This is a genomic window from Bacillus cereus group sp. BfR-BA-01380 (assembly GCF_022663535.1).
GTDB lineage: Bacteria > Bacillota > Bacilli > Bacillales > Bacillaceae_G > Bacillus_A > Bacillus_A cereus_BB.
This window is the reverse complement of record NZ_JAKUFS010000011.1, coordinates 12,602-29,438: the sequence shown is the minus strand read 5'-3', so window position 1 is coordinate 29,438 and position 16,837 is coordinate 12,602. Positions and strand designations below refer to the sequence as shown.

Below are 16,837 nucleotides of genomic sequence, written 5' to 3'. Positions count from 1 at the left end.
TAATGATACGTTTAATAGTCGAATGTAATTAAGTGAATAGTTTCACCAACATATAAAATGCAACACCCCAAATAATCACACCAGAAATTTTATTTAATAGTTGTATTCGTTTTCCGGATGCATCAACTTTCCCTAGTATCCGTCCAGCAATCGCTAATCCAATAAACCATAGCCAAGAAACGAAAATTGTTGCGAAGGTAAATGCCCATTTTTCAGTTCCTATATATTGAATGGAATTTGTTCCAATCACTCCAATCGTATCTAAAATAGCATGTGGATTTAATAAAGAGACAGAAGCTGCAAATACAATTTGTTTTTTTATTGAAATTGTTTGTTCTTCATTTTGGGACGCGGTAGGTTCACTTTTCCATATTGCCCATCCCATGTAAAGAAGAAAGAAAAATCCAATTGTGTAGAGTGCAGTTGTTAACCAGGAAAATGTTAATAGTACAAGAGATACGCCTTGTACAGCAACCAAAATTAAAATAGTGTCACAGATTGCCGCCGTTATAACAACTGGAGCAGCTTTAAATAATGTAGATTGACTGGCACCTTGATTAAAAACAAACACATTTTGTACACCTAAAGGTATAATAAGTCCAAATGCAAGAATGATGCCATGAAGAAATGCTTCACTCATTTTTTCACCTCCTATGTAAAAGCGTTTTTTGGTGTAATAATTACTTATTGGTGTCTAGTATATAAAGCGAAATATCAATTGTATCCATCCATATGGATGGATGATGACCCAACCAAAGTATATACTGTAATTGTAGAAATAAAATTGGAGTGATATTATGGAACAGCTTGATTGGAAACCCAATACTTTGTCTCCAATTCCTTTATATAAGCAAATTGAAGATTATATAAAAGAGAAAATTGCAAATGGAGAGTGGACAATCGGTACGAAATTACCGTCTCAACGAACGTTAGCTGATGCCTTTAAAGTTAACAGAAGTACAATTGTTACTGCATTAGATGAATTAGCTGCTCAAGGATTAATTGAAGGAAAAGGAAGACAAGGAACGAGAGTAATAAATAACACATGGGGGCTATTAACTTCTTCGGCACCGTTGAATTGGAATTCGTATGTTGATACCGGAATGCATTATCCTAATTTACCTATAATTCGAGAGATTAACCAGGCCGAGTTTGATCCGAATATCATTCGCTTAGGGACAGGCGAACTTTCGCCAGAGCTTTTGCCACAAGAGAAGACCAAACATATTATGAGTATTCTTTCGAAACAGTGTATACCATTAGGGTATGAAGAACCAAAAGGAGATATTTTACTACGTGAGCAACTAGCCAAGTATTTACAAACGTTAGGAATACAGGCATCAACCTCATCTATTTTAGTTGTTTCAGGAGGCATTCAGGCTTTACAGTTAATTTCTATGGGGCTATTACAAAAAGGAGCAACAATTCTAGTAGAAAAACCTTCTTACTTATATTCACTTAATATTTTTCAGTCAGCAGGGATGCGTTTAATTGGTATTCCGATGGATCAAGATGGAATACAACCAACACTTATCTCAAAATATACAAAGCAATTTGATAGCTCACTTCTTTATACTATTCCTTCTTTTCATAATCCAACTGGGACTTTGATGAATCATGAGAGAAGAAAGGGTGTTGTAGAAACTTGTAATGAAATTGGTCTACCTATAGTAGAAGATGGAGTGTATCAAGATTTGTGGTTCGGATCTCCATCTTCAAAGCCATTAAAGGCATATGATAGAAGTGGGAGTGTACTTTACATTGGAAGTATGTCTAAGACAATTAGTCCAGGATTGAGAATTGGCTGGATTGTAGGACCAGAGGCTGTTATTAATCGATTAGCAGATATTAAAATGCAAACAGATTATGGATCAAGTTCTGTGTCACAACAAGTTGCTGCTCATTGGTTTTTAAGCGGATTGTACGAAGAACATTTACATCGTATCCGGCGACAGTTACAAATGCGTAGAGATATTGCATTACATGCATTGGAAAAACATTTTGCGCATATTGCAACGTGGAATATACCAGAAGGTGGTTTTTACATCTGGTTACATATAAATTTGAGATTTTCTATGCAAAAACTATTTTATAAAGCATTACAAGAAGGTATTTTACTGAATCCAGGCAATTTGTATGATCGGCACGCTGAACAACATTTGCGAATTTCTTACTCTTATGCATCACTGCACGATATTGAAAAAGGAATTGAAAAGCTTGCACGAATTATACAAGAAATAAAACAATAAATACGAAAGAGTAGTTTAAAAGGAGAATGAAAATGAAACGCTATGTAATTTGCCAAGTGATAAATGGAACAAAATATTTAGCTGCTTATGCAGAAACAAAACAAGAAGCAATTGAAAAAGCAGAACTGTTAGGGTTAAGAACGGGAGAGCGTTATATAATTATTACGGAGGAAGAAGCAGAGGGATTGCAATATCCGTAAAAGGATGGTAGCCAATGTGGCTACTGTCTTTTTTTGTATTTACTTTAACTATATTGTATACAGTATAGTTGGAGTCAAGGAGGGAATTCTGTATTTTTATGCGAAAGTGTATACGTGTTACATAAGAAAGGAGCTGAAAAGAAATGAGCCGGATTCAACATATAAGACAGAAAGAAAAAGAGTATCACGAACATTGCTATTCTAATTATAAATTATTTGAAGAAGGGTCATGGTTATATAAGCCAGTTTCGGGTGTTATTGAGATGATGAATGTATTTCAAGACCAACAAAGCGTTACTGCATTGGATTTAGGATGTGGAGTTGGAAGAAACAGTATACCGATTGCGCAAAGAATGAAAGCAGGGAAAGTGGATATATATAGTTTTATTTTATTGCTTATCATAATTAGTAGGTTGGCTGTATGTAGCACGAGGTGGTCCGCCACGATATTGACGTATATACTGCTGAAAATTCCAAGAGTTTAGAAATTTTTTAGCTGCTTGGTAGCCAGAATGATAGAGCCATTCTTTTTCTTCATTACTTAAATTGAAGTTGGTACTCGTAATATTCCCAGTAGGGATTTTAATTGTGCGTGCCCTTGTTTCTGTATTGAGATAGCGTAAATCGTGGGCTTGCATCATTGTTTTAAATAGCCCTTTAAACATAGAAATAGGTTCTTCATAATGCACAGGTTCAGCTTGAATTTCGTCTTTCACAAAATGAAATCCAAAGGTAGGCCAGCGTGGAATGTTTGGTGCGTCGAAAATCCATATCGGATAATTACTGAGAATACCTCCGTCAAGCATATAGCAAGGGTTCTTCCACTTAGGAGTTTTCCATTTTACAGGTTGAAAAAAGAAAGGAATCGTCCCGCTCATTCTTACTGCTTCTGCAATAGAAAATTTTTTATTAGGAAATCCATAATGAGGTAAGTCATCTGGGAAAATAACCATTTTTCCATTGCTGATATCAGAAGCAATAATTTTTAAGCTGCCTGGGTTAGGTAAGTCGCTAAAACAATAAACTCCTTTTTGGGATAATAAATCCTTCAACCATTGTTCTATAAAATCATTTTTATATATTCCCATTTTGAACCATACATTTACTCCTTTTCCGATAAGGGGGATTTTATCCAAACATGTTTTTGTTATGAAGTTTGGATAATTAGCATCATTTATAATTGTTCTCAATTCTTTTCCTGTATAACCGCATGCGAGCAGTGCGGCTATAATAGCACCGGCTGATGTACCAGCGACTCGCTCCCACTCATAACCATGTTCTTCTAATGCACAAATTGCTCCAACATGTGCAATTCCTCGAACTCCGCCACCTTCAAAAACACCATCTATTTTCATAATTGCAGTTCCTTTCAATTTATTATTTATTTAGTTAAAGAAAATAAAAAAGCACGACAAGCACGTGCTTTTTTACAATAGTTGTTAAAGATTACTTAGCAGAAAAAGCTACCAGTGCAGCTCGCTCCGATGATGATAAGAAGGATAAATAAAACGATTAATAAAGCAAAGCCGCCAAATCCGCAACCGCCTCCGCAACCGTAACCATATCCACAACCGCCATATCCATAACCCATATTTATTTCCTCCTTACTATAAAAATTTTGGATAAACAAAGTGGGAATTTTGAGGATGTCTTACAAAGGATGAAAAGTTTGCATGTTTGTAGGAACACTGTATATTATGTGGTCGAAAGACATTCCGATTATAATGAACAAGCCCTTTTTTATAATGGGCAGTACAGGTAGAAATCAAGAAAAAACGAAAGAAGCTTTATCAAATTTCATGATATGATGTAGATAATCATGTAGAGGAAGGAATTTGTATGATGAAACATATTGAAGAATTAATTGAAAAGTATCACTTAAATCATATAAAGGATGAATTGTTAATGGCGGCATTTGAATGTATAAAAGTAGTGCCAACACAAGAAGAGATATTGCCGATAGGATGTTCAAAAATGGGTGGATCACCTGATTTACCAGCAGAGTTGGCATATCCCACTTATAAAGGGCGCCCTCTTCGCTTTGTTGCCCAGTTTAATTTAGCTGAAATTCAAGCTGTAGGTATAAAAAATGATTTGCCTGAAAAGGGCATGTTATATTTCTTTTATTTTGCTGATGATGAGCAGGAAGATTTTTATGAAGTGTATGGAAATTCGAACGTAAAAGAAGGCTGGCGTGTTTTATATTATGATGGAACAATAGAGGAGTTACAAAAAACACATCAAATGAAAGGGCAATATTCTCAGTGTAGAATTACATTTGAAAAGGTGCAAAAACTTCCTGAGTTGTTTATTGAAAACGAAGATGATTCAGATCGTTTCTTGCAATTATTGGAAGAATTAATACCGGATCACTATGACAATCATCAAATTTTTGGCACACCATTTTCCGTTCAAACAGAAGTGTTTGAAGAAGCACAAGAATATATGAATGTGCATCATAGTGAGATGACATTATTATTTCAAGTAGATTCTGATGAGCAACATTTGAACATGATGTGGGGAGATATGGGAATGTTATATTTCTGTATTGCAAATGAAGATATAAAGCAACGTCGTTTTGAAAACGCTTGTTGTATTTTACAAAGTTTATAAATTGAAGAAGCAGTTTCACGTGGGAACGGAAATTGCTTCTTCAATTATATCGAGTTAATTAAGCACATTCATTTTTAGGTGATGCCAAAGGATTCGGATTGTCTAGCATTATTTTCATGTGAATTTCTTTCGAAAATACGTTAAAATATAAAAAATGTATTTTCTTTTTTGATAGAATTCAGATATATTTTTATATGTAAGAAATACATTTTTAAATTATTTTATATTACTAGGATGTGATGAAATGAAGAAATCTGTAAAATGTTTATCAACTATAGCACTTTGTTCGTCTATTATAAGTGGAACTCTTCATATGCCTTCAGTCTCATATGCTGCTACAAAACAAGCAGCAGATAATAATTCTGTGAGCGATGCAAAACTGATTGCGGCATTTCAACAAGAATTACAACAGCACTTAAATAATCATGAAACAAACATTACCATTGTTTATAAGACAAAGAATTCAAACATAAATGAAGTTTTAAATACACTGGTGCAAGCTTATAATCAAACATTGGAAAAGGATGAATATTTAAAATACAATGTAAGCGGTACAAAGTTTTCGATTCGCGGTGTACCAGGGAACTATTCATTTACATTGAATATATCATACCGAGAAACGAAGGAACAATCACAGTATGTGATGAAGCAAGCAAAATCAATTGTAAATTCAATAATTACAGCTGGAATGGATCAAAATGAAAAAGTAAAAGCCATTCATGACTATGTAGTGAAAAATACTTCATATGATACATCACTGCACGCTTACACTGCATACGAAGCGCTAGCAAAACACTCGGCAGTTTGTCAAGGATATGCGCTATTAACTTATCAGTTATTAAAAGAAGCGGGAATTCAATCTCATATTGTAACAGGAACTGGGAATGGACAGCCTCACGCATGGAACCTTGTGAATATTGATGGAAAATGGTATCACCTCGATACGACATTTGATGATCCAGTTCCGGATAAACAAGGACGTGTTACGTATTCTTATTTTAACTTGTCCGATGAGCAAATGAATAAAGATCATCAATGGGACCGTAGTAAATATCCAGCTGCAAATACAAGCTATTATAATGAGTTAACAAATAAAATTAAAGCAGGAAATAAGAAAGCTCCTATTTATCAACAAATCTTAAAAGATACAAATCTTGTTTATTTAGCGGCAGAATTTGGAGCTGAAAATTATAACCAGTTAAAACAAAAATTACAGCAAAAATTTACAACGAAACAAGAGAAGGTAGAACTTCGTTACCATCAAACAATCGATAACACGATGAATGATGTAAAAAAAGTACTGAATGAAGTTGCTTGGCCAAAAGGAGCAAAGCGAGTGTCATATCAGGTAGCTCCTTACCAGGCGCAAAATGGATATTCTTTGCTAACAATTACATTTTCATATTAATAACTAAAAAGAGCATCTTTATGAAGATGCTCTTTTTAGTTATTAATAAGGTTCTGTCGCTTGTAAAATAGCGTCTAATAATCCTGGAAATCTCTTGTTTAGGTCTTCTGCCCTAATGGAGATGAAACGCTGTGTTCCTTCGATTCTCGTATACATAACACCAGACTCTCGCAATACTTTAAAGTGATGAGAGAGTGTGGATTTTGCGATAGGGATGTTTAAAGCCCCGCAAGACTGTTCACCGCATGTCAGTAAGTCGTTTACAATCTTTAATCGGATTTGATCGCTAAGTGCATATAATACGGAGGAGAGTCGAATTTCCTCACGATTTGGATGATATAGAGTTCGCATTTTTCCACCTGCTTTTCATAACGTAGTTTATTTTCTATTTGCACTATAACATATATCATGATATATTTCTATTGTTCGAATATATTGGAACAATAGAAATATAAAGGGGATAGAAAAATGAAATTAGTAACCTTACAGAAGGCAAAATTGGAAGTTTCACAAATTGGTTTTGGAACAAATGCGGTTGGTGGCTATAACTTATACTCAAATATTGATGAGGCAGAAGGAACGAAAATGATAGAAGAAGCTTTATGTCGAGGAGTTACCTTTTTTGATACGGCAGATGTATACGGATTTGGGCGTTCAGAAGAGTTGGTAGGAGAGGTGTTACGAAGAAAACGAAAAGATATTGTACTTGCTACGAAAGGTGGGGTTCAAAAGTTATTAGGAGATACTACTCGTATAAACAATAAACCTAGTTACATAAGAACAGCTGTAGAACATAGTTTACAACGGTTACAGACAGATTATATAGATTTATATTATTTGCACTTTTCAGATCCAACAACTCCATTTTCAGAGTCAGTGGGGGAACTAGTACGATTAAAAGAAGAAGGAAAGATACGAGCGATAGGTATTTCAAATGTTAATATTAAGCAGTTAAAAGAAGCGAATCAGCATGGGGATATTGCTGTTTTGCAATCGCCATATAACATGTTAGATCGGACTGCGGAAAAAGAATTAATTCCGTATTGTATTGAACAAAATATTTCATTTATTCCATATGGACCTCTTGCTTTTGGAATTTTAGGTGGTAAATATCCAAAAAATTTGCAATTGAGTGAAGGAGACTGGAGAAGAAGTATTTCTTTATTTGAAGAGGATGTATATAAGAAGAATTTTGTGAAGGTAGAAAAACTAAAGAAATTTGCAACTGAGAGAAGTACGACTATGCCAAATTTAGCGTTAGCTTGGTTGCTTGCACAAGACGGGATTGATGCTGTCATTCCAGGAGGAAAACAAGTAGAGCAAATAAGAGAAAATGTGGAAATAAATCGAGTTACTTTACTTGAGAGTGATTTGCAAACGATTCAATCTATTTTAGAAGAGGAATAAGAGAAAAGCTGCATGTGTTGTTTTTATCCCGCTATTCGTGGGCGTCCTGCGATTCTGAGCGAGCCGCTTCCGCTTTTCTGTAAGAAGTTAGGTGGGAGATAAACTGCCCGTAAAAGCCCGATTGGTGAGGGCTAATAATCAGTGGGGGATGAAGAAAACCCCCTTTCTTTTATGGAAGGACGAGAGCATCTGGCCGTGTATAGAAGCGGTCAGGGCCTTTTCCTGACACATGCAAGGTTAAAACTAAGGGAGTAAGCTATACAGGGCATATTGTATGCTACATAGCAGAGACTTATATGTCGAAAATTAAAATGGATTTATATAGAAAGGGTGTTTATGGTGAAGAAAACGATATTTTTATTTTTTATGATCATGTTTATGATAGGAACAGATACATTTTTAATTTCACCCCTCTTACCCACAATGCAAGAGTTATATAATGTCTCTACGGAAATATCAGGTTGGATGGTAAGTGCATACGCATTAGGATATGCTCTATTTGCGTTAATTGCTGGTCCCATTTCTGATGGTATAGATAGAAAGCGGGTTATACTAGGTGGAATGATATTTTTTTCAATTAGTACGTTTTTATGTGGTATAGCTCCTACCTTTTGGTGGATGATTACCTTTCGTTTTTTAGCTGGCGTTAGTGCAGCGTTTGTATCACCGCAAGTATGGGCGTCTATCCCGCTCCTTGTATCACCTCAGCATATTATGAAATGTATAGGAATTGTTACAGCTGGATTATCTTTGTCACAAATGTTGGGATTACCTATCGGAGCTTATCTTGCATCTGTCCATTATTCTACTCCGTTTTTTGTAATTGGAATTTGTTCCGCTATATTGGGAATACTCATATATTTTATACTGCCTCATTTACGACCGTTACAACAAGAATCTCAAAAACAAACAGTTTTTAGTCGTTATAACGAGTTATTACATAAATCAAAAACAGTACCGTCATTTTTTGCTTATTTCTTATTTCAAACGGGTAACTTTGCAGCTTTCTCATTTTTAGGAAAATGGTTATCAGATCAATTTCAATTAGAAGTAAATGAAATTGGAAGCGCTATGCTTATATTGGGATTTGGGAATTTAACAGGCAATTTGTTTGGCGTTAAACTTGTCAATAAGTTTGGTAAGATCCGCTTGTTATATGGGGGGATAATTGTGCTTGCTGTTTTGTATTTGATATTGCCTCAATTAAAATATGTGTTACTTATAGAGGTGCTCTTCTTTATTATATTTTTCATAACAGGTATTTTGTTTACTATTATGATGAGTGCATTACAATCATTATCACAGTCAGCAAGAGGTACTATTGCCGCGCTGACTAATTCATCAATGTATATTGGACAAATGATTGGGGCAGCCTTAGCGGGTTTTTTATATGTTATATTTCACAATTTTTCTGCTATCGGGATGTTTACAGCTAGCATGTATATCTTTTCTCTATTCACGTTTAAACGGGCTGGAATTATAAAAGATATAGAATCTGAAACAAAACAAAGAATAGTTTCATAATGTATATAAAAAACATACATACACTATGTAAATTGAAAGGAAAAAGCACTGTTTTCATGTATATATTAAAACAGTGCTTTTCGCTTTGGATGGATTGTTGCAGCATTTTCATCTTTAATACCGGCTTCTTTAATAATACGTTGTTTTGCTTTATCTAACAAATCGTTTACTGCTTCGCCAAAATAGTTTGCTTCTCGCTTTGTGCGGGCTTCTCGTAAACATTTGTAGTTTTCTATCAGCTCCTCTTTTTCAGAGTCTGTTAAGAAATCTTCTATTTTTTTGTTTGCCATACGAAACACCCTCTCTTCTGACAGACGCTTTCATTCAGCATTTTTATTTTTCATTATATCAGTAAATTGCAAATTGTAGTACATATTAACGCTTTAATAATTTGTCAATTTCTTGTATTTTTTCATTTGCTTTATTCATTTGCGTATTCTTTGCTTGTTCTCCTCCAAGCGCTTGATGAAGTAAAAATGTTTGGCCAGAAATAGCAGTAACGATTGCAACTTTAATGATTTCTTTTATAGTTGTCGCATCAAATAAAACAAGGCCAAGTAAGGCAGCGAGGCTACCAGTGATGATATCAGCTAAAAAGCCAAGATGGAAAAACGTTTTTAATCGGCGTGGAAGCAATAATTTGCCTTGATGATTGATAAGATGGGCAACAAAACCGGTAATTCCACCAACGAGAAGAGCAGTTAGCCACGAATACATATCCATCAAACCCACTCCTTTTAGTAAATATCATTCTGTTTTTGGCGTGTTTACTCCTTTTTAAATTTTATGTGTATAGATTGAGAAAGTTTGTTTTTGTTATATAGGCTTTTTAATCTGATAATTCTGTTATAAGTGGTGGAAATTTTATTTGAAATTTCATATAATATAATTAAATCTAATAAGAACGGAGTGATGTATTATGTCGATTGTTTATAAAATTTACACGGTTAATACAAATAAGGAAGGAACGGACGAAGCTTTATAAAGAATCGTTATATCCTTCCCCAGTAAACATTTTAGGGAGGATTCGAGATTGAATCGTAATTATTTAGTGGAATTTGGATGGGATACACATTTTGAAGAGCAATTATCGGAGCAATATGAAGTAGGACGTGTTTTGTTAGAGCATAAACATATGTATCGGGTTATATGCGAAGATGGTGAATATGTAGCTGAGCTAACAGGGAAATTTCGTTATGAAGCATTGGAAAAGGGTGATTATCCTGCAGTAGGTGATTGGGTAAGTATAACGAAATTTCCAGAAGAAAAGAAAGCAATGATTCATACTGTACTTACAAGAAAAAGTTCTTTCTCTAGAAAAGTAGCTGGAGAGAAAACGGTGGAACAAATTGTCGCAGCAAATGTAGATTATCTCTTTTTAGTTAATGCTTTAAATGCTGATTTTAATGTGAGGCGAATTGAGCGCTATTTATTGTTAGCATATGAGAGCGGAGCGATGCCTGTCGTTATTTTAACAAAGAGTGATTTATGTACAAATATAGAGCAAAAAATAATGGAAACAGAGACGATTGCAATTGGAGTGCCTATTTTTGCAGTTAATAGTTTGCATCAAACAGGAATAGAACGATTGCAACAATTTTTACAACCAGGAAAAACAATTGCGCTTATTGGCTCTTCGGGGGCAGGGAAATCCACGTTACTGAACGCTTTAATGGGAAATGAAGTGGCCAAAACAGGCGGAATTCGTGAGAGTGATAGTAAAGGAAAGCATACAACAACACATCGAGAATTGTTCCAATTACCAACTGGTGCACTTGTTATTGATACACCGGGAATGAGAGAGCTCCAGCTTTGGGAAGGAAGCGGTGCAATGCACGCAGCCTTTTCTGATATTGAAGAAGCTGCTCAAAAATGTCGCTTTCGAGATTGTCAACATGAAAATGAGCCTGGTTGTGCAATTCGCGCCGCGATTGATGAGGGAACATTGGAGGAAGCTCGGTTGTTTAATTATAAAAAACTACAAAAAGAAATTGCTTATGCGATGAGAAAGCAAGATGCTCTTTTAGCCCGTGCAGAGCGTAATAAATGGAAAAGTGTCACAAAACAAATGCGACAGAAAAAATAAAAAAACTCTAAAGGCATGATTAAAAGTGTTAATTGCAAGAGTTAAAGTATAATAAAAAAGCGTGTGGATCAAATGATTCACACGCTTTTCGTTTTTAGTTACCCTATAAATGAATAAGAGGTAATATACAGTTTTGAGCAGGGAAATACAGCTGTTATAGTCGTTTATGGTACAATAAATGTACTTAGGGTATATTGAGCAAGAGATAAGAGAGGGGTTATTTTATGCTGCACGAGGAGATTACATCATTTTTTAAAGTTCTTCCACAAGAAGACGGAACACGCGGATGGAAGTATTATATTCAAGAAGAAAAAGGTGCGTATTTTATAACAAACACAATCCCATTAATAGGTACAAGTATAGAATTGTTTTTTAATGATGACGATGAAATTTGTCTTGTTTTATATAAAGATGGTCAGGCGATAACAACGATTCAACGTATTGCTGTCCAAAAGATGGATATTAGAAAAGAAGAAGAAGAAAGCCTTCAATTTGTACTAGATCGTATGCCAAGCCGCATGATTCGATTACAGTTAAAACCGTTTCTGGCAGTTGAAATGGGATTGTATTGGGAAGTGTGTGAAGATTGTGAGTAAAAAACATCCAGTTACTAACGGATATTTTTTATTTTACCATTCGCAGTCAGTAAGAGATTTCTTCGGTAAGATTTTGAAGAATTCAAAGAAAATAAGTTTGGATAACAGTGAGTATGTACTCAATTGGTTCAAGTCATTATATAGTGGAAGAGGAATCTTAATTGCGGGAATAATCGTTTTATACAGAAAATAGTTCTTGGTGTTTTTATATTTAAAAATTTTATTATATATATCTAAAAATTATATGTTGATAAATCCATTTTGATTTATCAACATATAAGTCGCGGCTGTGTAGAACAAAACATGACAGGCACTCGCCCCTCAAAAAAGGGGCTTTTATGTCGGTTTTTTAATTTGTATTTATATAGAATTTACAAAGTATGAGTCGGAAAGTATGATCAGTCAGTTGCAGAATCTGATCAGATTATTAGATAATAAGTCAACGTAAATTGACGATGATATTAGAAGTGATTCAAAATATTACAGATTCAACGAATTTATCAGCATTGAATGCTGCAGGAGCTGGAACGTTATCACAAATGGCTGAAGAGTTATTAATATAAATTGAAAGATTTAAGGTGTATGAAAAAAGCGCGTGAATAAGATGATTCACGTGCTTTTTGTTTTAGTTTGATAAAGATCCAATTCGTTCAACTCATTCTTAGCAAGGGAGTTTCACTTTATGTATTTTGCTGTTGCTTGAATGCAATAATTGGAAGGAAAATCAAGTTAATCCACCCAATCACAGGATATAATATATGAAGTAATTCACTATAACCGATATAACTAAAACAATAACTAATCAGTAAGATGAAATAAATAATGATGTTACTTTTCCAACCGGTGATAGATTGAAGTTGTTTAGTCATACCAAATATGTTACCGACGAGTGTTGTAAATACTTCTCCAAAAATAATTAATACAAAAAAGAAATGAAAAGTAGCATTGAAGCGACGTACAACTTCTGCCATTGGAATATTATATTGATAAAATTGCTCGACAGTTAAAATGGCGAGGTGACTACATAATAAAATTAAACAAAGACCAGCCCCGCCTAACATACCACCCCATTTAATGGCTTTTTGGTCCTTTACTTCACTTGCTAACGGTACAAGTACACTTTGAGCGAGGGAGAGATTGAGTGCGACATATGTAATTGGACTTGTAATCCATTTGATATTCCAATTTTCAGAAGGTGTCATGTTGAAAAAGGAAGGTACATCATGAAAGAGTGTTGTAATGGATAGCCCCACGATAAACATCATCATAATTGGTACGACGAGTGAATTGACTTCGAATACCCCTTGTAATCCTCGACTGCCAATTATCACACAAGCAAGTATTGTTATAAGGATTCCAAGTTGTCTTGGGAGACGAAGTTGTTCTTCAAATACCGCTCCAGCTCCAGAAAGCATGACGCTTGTTACACCAAATAATACGAGAAGTAATAAAATATTTACAACGTTCCCAAAGATATCACCAAATAAATATTTATTAAATTCTTGAGCAGAAAATGCATTGATTTGTGAAGAAAGCAGCATCATTTTTGTACCTAACCAAATAAAGAAAATGCCGCTTACTAAAATGCCGATTGTTCCATATGTGCCATGAATTGTAAAAAACTCAACGATTTCTCTTCCTGTTGCAAAGCCAGCTCCAACGACAGTTCCTATATACGTAGCAGCAATTTTTTTAGCTACTTTCCATTGCTGATTATCCATGTAATCCCTCTTTCTTATATTATGAGCTGATTGATTTGTTACCTAGACTTTGAGAGTAAGGTGAGACAATAAAACATTCATCAGTTATTTCTTATTTTTCTTTTTTGGTTTTTCTTGCATTTTGAGATAAGAGAAGTTTCACTGCCTATTGAAAACTTTACTTAATTTCATACATATGAATGAGTTTGGACAAACATACGATAAAGTGAGAATTTCACATGATTTTTTTAAAATGTGAGACTAGTAGAGGGAATTATTGGTAAATTTTAGATGTGTTTTTCCATTATTTATAATTGTCTTGTAATTTATGGTATAATGGAGGAGAAGGGGGCGGAGAAGATGTTTCTCTTTTTTAAAAAAGGAAAGGAAGAAAGAAAGATTACGAAAGATGAATTAGAACTTGCTATGGCAAAATTTCTTGAAACGAATGCTAACGTCGTATATACAGTATTAGTAAATGATGACTACACGGTTAATTATGACTTATTAAAACCTTATTTACCTGCTTTTCCTACGAATACATTCATTATTACAAAGGAGACACTTGAAGTCTTTGAGAATACACAAGAAAATCTTGCTCTTGTTAAAGAAATTGATGATGTACAACGTGCTGTTGATCAGTATGTAACGGAAAAAGAAGTTTTCCCAATCGTTGAAGGAAATGAGAATCGCCTTATTTGTTCGATAAAGTTAGGTCCATATTTAAAAAGGGGACTAGAACGAAATTTGTATGTTTCAGAGAAACATTATTTAGTAACAAGTAAGCCTGATAAAGTAAATACAAGCGTTGTACAATAAAGAAACAGCAATGAAGAATTGTTGTTTCTTTATTGTAAGCATCATGCAGAAGGTGTAGGGAAGAGGAAACTTCATGATTCTAAAAGATTGGGATTTAAATTTAAAGATTCGTCTAGTAGGGGAATGGCTTTTCGGACTTTTCTTTTGGATGCTTCTTCCGTTTATGGCGATATATTTCGCGGAAGAACTAGGGAAAACGATGGCTGGAATATTACTTGTATTGTCGCAAGTATTATCTGTTTTTGCCAATTTAGTAGGCGGCTATTTAGCGGATACGTATGGCCGTAAGCGTATGATGGTGATTGCTACATTTGTACAAAGTGTTGCCTTTGTACTATTTGCGTTTGCTAATTCACCATGGTTGCAATCGCCTCTCTTAACATTTGTAGCTTTTTCACTTATTGGTATTATGGGTTCTTTATATTATCCGGCGAGTGCAGCAATGGTTGCCGATTTAGTATCCGAAGAGCAGCAAAGTAACGTATTTGCGGTTTTTTATACAATGATAAATATTAATGTTGTGTTGGGACCAATTTTAGGGGCGTATTTCTTTTTTTCTTATCGTTTTGAATTATTACTGGCAAGCGTTATCATTAATATTATATTAGCATTTGTACTACTTAAGTTTATAAAAGAGACGTTACCAGAGAATAGGGCAAAGGTAGAAAATCAAAGCGGATGGCTGACTGTTGTGAATGAACAGATAAAGAATTATCGAATTATTCTTCAGGATGGTGTCTTTCTGTTGTTCATTGTTGCAGGTATTCTTGTTGCTCAAACTTTTACACAGCTTGATTTATTGTTAGCCGTATACATAAAGGAAAATGTTCCTACGCAAGAGTTTTTTAATCTGAAGATAAATGGAGAGAAATTGTTTAGTTGGATTATTGCGGAAAATGGATTTTTGGTTGCTTTATTTACTGTATATGTAACAAGGCTAGCAAATTACTTTTCTGAGCGGACTATTTTTCTTTTGTCTTCTTTTGCTTATGGGATAGCAATGATTATGTTTCCTCACACTATATCAGTCTGGGGTCTCATTATTGCGATGCTTATTTTCACATTCGGAGAGCTATTGGTTGTTGGAATTCAAAACAGTTTCGTTTCTAAATTAGCACCTGAACATATGCGAGGACAATATTTTGCGGCAGCAACACTTCGTTGGTCTGTCGGCCGAACAATTGCGCCAATTGCGATTCCCTTAACGGTATGGATAGGTTATCAATACACATTCTACATTATTGCATTACTTGCGTTTTTGAGTGCAATTTTATATTATGTGATGTTTCAGTTGTTACAAGGGCGGAAAATTCAGGTGGAAAAGGTGATGAATGAGTAAGCCCAGCAATATGAAAATAAGTATATATAACAAATGCCCTCTTTTTGTGAGAGGGCATTTGTTATATATACTACCTTCCTTGCATTATTTGAGGAGTATTCTATATACACTTACTAAAAGTATATATTTTTCCGGAACGAATCTAAACTTCGCATTAACTCCCATCATCAGCAATAGGATAGCTACTTAGAACTGAAAAAGAATTTGCCAACTTTTTTGCAAAATGTAATGGCGGCTCTACTGATTGGACGTGAACATACATGATTAATGGGTTCATATATAACCAATGATTATGCAAGGCACTAACAATCATTCCCTGTTGTGTAAGTGATCGCAAAAATGAGGGGATTTCTTCTTGCAAAACGGCAATTTCACCTAAATTCAACGCATTACCATTTTGATCTAAAGATTCAAAGCCCACTCCTACAGGTATTACAGACATACTCGGTTTTCCTTGAACAAGTACCTTAAAATTGCGATGGAAAGATACTGAACAAGAATTTTGACTGATTTTACTTTTCCCTTTAAGAATGGTAGCGAATTGTTCGCAAAGAAAATGAAAGTTGTTCATAAATTAAGTCCGCCCCTCTATCATACAAAATGGGAATTTTTAAAGAAATGTAGATGTTTCTATATTCGTCAGCTACTATTTTACCGTTCATCTTTTTTCAAACTAATAGTCCAAAAAGAGAATATTTATATAACCATATGCATAAATTGTCTATTTTAGAATGGAAAATAAGAATTTTAAATACATTGGCATTTAAGATTCCAATATAGAGAGCCTTAAAAAAATTTGCAGGGTTTTACTTTTACATAATTAGTGTTATTGGAAGTTCGACTGCTGGAAAAGATATAGCTATATGGATAATGAGGGCAGTATAGAAGGGGGCAGG

The 16,837-nt window shown here is 34.5% G+C and carries 18 protein-coding genes; 10 read left to right on the top strand and 8 right to left on the bottom strand.

Annotation, left to right across the window (positions count from 1 at the left end):
• Positions 1–28: 28 nt before the first annotated feature.
• The gene (locus tag MR076_RS12190) at positions 29–640 is read right to left on the bottom strand and encodes a LysE/ArgO family amino acid transporter (protein ID WP_242220876.1); all 612 of its coding nucleotides are present in this window, start codon (positions 638–640) and stop codon (positions 29–31) included.
• 157 nt (positions 641–797) lie between these two features.
• On the opposite strand from MR076_RS12190, the gene MR076_RS12185 reads away from it, so the two are divergent.
• Positions 798–2,249, top strand: a complete 1,452-nt coding sequence (locus MR076_RS12185; RefSeq protein ID WP_242220874.1) for an aminotransferase-like domain-containing protein — start codon at positions 798–800, stop codon at positions 2,247–2,249.
• A 32-nt stretch (positions 2,250–2,281) separates the two neighbouring features.
• The gene (locus MR076_RS12180) at positions 2,282–2,449 is read left to right on the top strand and encodes a DUF3933 family protein (RefSeq protein ID WP_242220873.1); all 168 of its coding nucleotides are present in this window, start codon (positions 2,282–2,284) and stop codon (positions 2,447–2,449) included.
• A 389-nt stretch (positions 2,450–2,838) separates the two neighbouring features.
• On the opposite strand, the gene MR076_RS12170 is transcribed toward MR076_RS12180, so the two are convergent.
• Positions 2,839–3,804, bottom strand: a complete 966-nt coding sequence (locus tag MR076_RS12170; protein ID WP_242220871.1) for a patatin-like phospholipase family protein — start codon at positions 3,802–3,804, stop codon at positions 2,839–2,841.
• A 95-nt stretch (positions 3,805–3,899) separates the two neighbouring features.
• Positions 3,900–4,040, bottom strand: a complete 141-nt coding sequence (gene yjcZ, locus MR076_RS12165) for a sporulation protein YjcZ (protein ID WP_242220869.1) — start codon at positions 4,038–4,040, stop codon at positions 3,900–3,902.
• Between the two features lie 248 nt (positions 4,041–4,288).
• Between yjcZ and MR076_RS12160 the strand changes: the two genes are divergently transcribed.
• Positions 4,289–5,062, top strand: coding sequence for a YwqG family protein (locus tag MR076_RS12160; RefSeq protein WP_242220867.1), 774 nt, complete (start codon positions 4,289–4,291; stop codon positions 5,060–5,062).
• A gap of 244 nt (positions 5,063–5,306) precedes the next feature.
• The gene (locus tag MR076_RS12155) at positions 5,307–6,470 is read left to right on the top strand and encodes a transglutaminase domain-containing protein (RefSeq protein ID WP_242220865.1); all 1,164 of its coding nucleotides are present in this window, start codon (positions 5,307–5,309) and stop codon (positions 6,468–6,470) included.
• Positions 6,471–6,512: 42 nt separating this feature from the next.
• On the opposite strand, the gene MR076_RS12150 is transcribed toward MR076_RS12155, so the two are convergent.
• A complete protein-coding gene (locus MR076_RS12150; RefSeq protein WP_242220863.1) occupies positions 6,513–6,821 on the bottom strand; it encodes an ArsR/SmtB family transcription factor in 309 nt (102 codons plus the stop codon).
• Between the two features lie 117 nt (positions 6,822–6,938).
• On the opposite strand from MR076_RS12150, the gene MR076_RS12145 reads away from it, so the two are divergent.
• Both MR076_RS12145 and MR076_RS12140 read left to right on the top strand, forming a co-directional pair.
• On the top strand, positions 6,939–7,877 hold the full coding sequence (locus MR076_RS12145) for an aldo/keto reductase (RefSeq protein WP_242220861.1): 939 nt from the start codon (positions 6,939–6,941) through the stop codon (positions 7,875–7,877).
• Positions 7,878–8,216: 339 nt separating this feature from the next.
• Entirely contained in the window at positions 8,217–9,401 is a 1,185-nt protein-coding gene (locus tag MR076_RS12140; protein WP_242220859.1) for an MFS transporter, read from the top strand.
• 65 nt (positions 9,402–9,466) lie between these two features.
• Here MR076_RS12140 and MR076_RS12135 read toward each other — a convergent pair whose 3' ends face one another.
• Both MR076_RS12135 and MR076_RS12130 read right to left on the bottom strand, forming a co-directional pair.
• Positions 9,467–9,691, bottom strand: a complete 225-nt coding sequence (locus MR076_RS12135; RefSeq protein WP_242220857.1) for a hypothetical protein — start codon at positions 9,689–9,691, stop codon at positions 9,467–9,469.
• An 85-nt stretch (positions 9,692–9,776) separates the two neighbouring features.
• Complete coding sequence (locus MR076_RS12130; protein ID WP_242220855.1) at positions 9,777–10,124, bottom strand: DUF4257 domain-containing protein; 348 nt, start codon at positions 10,122–10,124, stop codon at positions 9,777–9,779.
• A gap of 310 nt (positions 10,125–10,434) precedes the next feature.
• Here MR076_RS12130 and rsgA point away from each other — a divergent pair, with 310 nt between their 5' ends.
• Positions 10,435–11,487, top strand: coding sequence for a ribosome small subunit-dependent GTPase A (gene rsgA / locus MR076_RS12125; RefSeq protein ID WP_242220853.1), 1,053 nt, complete (start codon positions 10,435–10,437; stop codon positions 11,485–11,487).
• Between the two features lie 224 nt (positions 11,488–11,711).
• Complete coding sequence (locus tag MR076_RS12120) at positions 11,712–12,083, top strand: DUF3979 family protein (RefSeq protein WP_242220852.1); 372 nt, start codon at positions 11,712–11,714, stop codon at positions 12,081–12,083.
• A gap of 680 nt (positions 12,084–12,763) precedes the next feature.
• On the opposite strand, the gene MR076_RS12115 is transcribed toward MR076_RS12120, so the two are convergent.
• Positions 12,764–13,804: a YkvI family membrane protein gene (locus tag MR076_RS12115; RefSeq protein ID WP_242220850.1), complete on the bottom strand. Its 1,041-nt coding sequence runs from the start codon at positions 13,802–13,804 to the stop codon at positions 12,764–12,766.
• Between the two features lie 339 nt (positions 13,805–14,143).
• Between MR076_RS12115 and MR076_RS12110 the strand changes: the two genes are divergently transcribed.
• The gene (locus tag MR076_RS12110) at positions 14,144–14,602 is read left to right on the top strand and encodes a DUF3939 domain-containing protein (protein WP_242220848.1); all 459 of its coding nucleotides are present in this window, start codon (positions 14,144–14,146) and stop codon (positions 14,600–14,602) included.
• A 73-nt stretch (positions 14,603–14,675) separates the two neighbouring features.
• On the top strand, positions 14,676–15,941 hold the full coding sequence (locus MR076_RS12105; protein WP_242220846.1) for an MDR family MFS transporter: 1,266 nt from the start codon (positions 14,676–14,678) through the stop codon (positions 15,939–15,941).
• Positions 15,942–16,095: 154 nt separating this feature from the next.
• On the opposite strand, the gene MR076_RS12100 is transcribed toward MR076_RS12105, so the two are convergent.
• Entirely contained in the window at positions 16,096–16,512 is a 417-nt protein-coding gene (locus MR076_RS12100; RefSeq protein ID WP_242220845.1) for a DUF1259 domain-containing protein, read from the bottom strand.
• Positions 16,513–16,837 lie beyond the last annotated feature (325 nt).

Coding starts and splice junctions, on each gene's coding strand:
- MR076_RS12120 (WP_242220852.1), top strand. CDS start 11,712: ATGCTGCACGAGGAGATTACATCATTTTTTAAAGTTCTTCCACAAGAA.
- MR076_RS12185 (WP_242220874.1), top strand. CDS start 798: ATGGAACAGCTTGATTGGAAACCCAATACTTTGTCTCCAATTCCTTTA.
- MR076_RS12180 (WP_242220873.1), top strand. CDS start 2,282: ATGAAACGCTATGTAATTTGCCAAGTGATAAATGGAACAAAATATTTA.
- MR076_RS12150 (WP_242220863.1), bottom strand. CDS start 6,821: ATGCGAACTCTATATCATCCAAATCGTGAGGAAATTCGACTCTCCTCC.
- yjcZ (WP_242220869.1), bottom strand. CDS start 4,040: ATGGGTTATGGATATGGCGGTTGTGGATATGGTTACGGTTGCGGAGGC.
- MR076_RS12190 (WP_242220876.1), bottom strand. CDS start 640: ATGAGTGAAGCATTTCTTCATGGCATCATTCTTGCATTTGGACTTATT.
- MR076_RS12130 (WP_242220855.1), bottom strand. CDS start 10,124: ATGGATATGTATTCGTGGCTAACTGCTCTTCTCGTTGGTGGAATTACC.
- MR076_RS12170 (WP_242220871.1), bottom strand. CDS start 3,804: ATGAAAATAGATGGTGTTTTTGAAGGTGGCGGAGTTCGAGGAATTGCA.
- MR076_RS12100 (WP_242220845.1), bottom strand. CDS start 16,512: ATGAACAACTTTCATTTTCTTTGCGAACAATTCGCTACCATTCTTAAA.
- MR076_RS12135 (WP_242220857.1), bottom strand. CDS start 9,691: ATGGCAAACAAAAAAATAGAAGATTTCTTAACAGACTCTGAAAAAGAG.
- MR076_RS12145 (WP_242220861.1), top strand. CDS start 6,939: ATGAAATTAGTAACCTTACAGAAGGCAAAATTGGAAGTTTCACAAATT.
- MR076_RS12160 (WP_242220867.1), top strand. CDS start 4,289: ATGATGAAACATATTGAAGAATTAATTGAAAAGTATCACTTAAATCAT.
- MR076_RS12115 (WP_242220850.1), bottom strand. CDS start 13,804: ATGGATAATCAGCAATGGAAAGTAGCTAAAAAAATTGCTGCTACGTAT.
- MR076_RS12155 (WP_242220865.1), top strand. CDS start 5,307: ATGAAGAAATCTGTAAAATGTTTATCAACTATAGCACTTTGTTCGTCT.
- MR076_RS12110 (WP_242220848.1), top strand. CDS start 14,144: ATGTTTCTCTTTTTTAAAAAAGGAAAGGAAGAAAGAAAGATTACGAAA.
- MR076_RS12105 (WP_242220846.1), top strand. CDS start 14,676: ATGATTCTAAAAGATTGGGATTTAAATTTAAAGATTCGTCTAGTAGGG.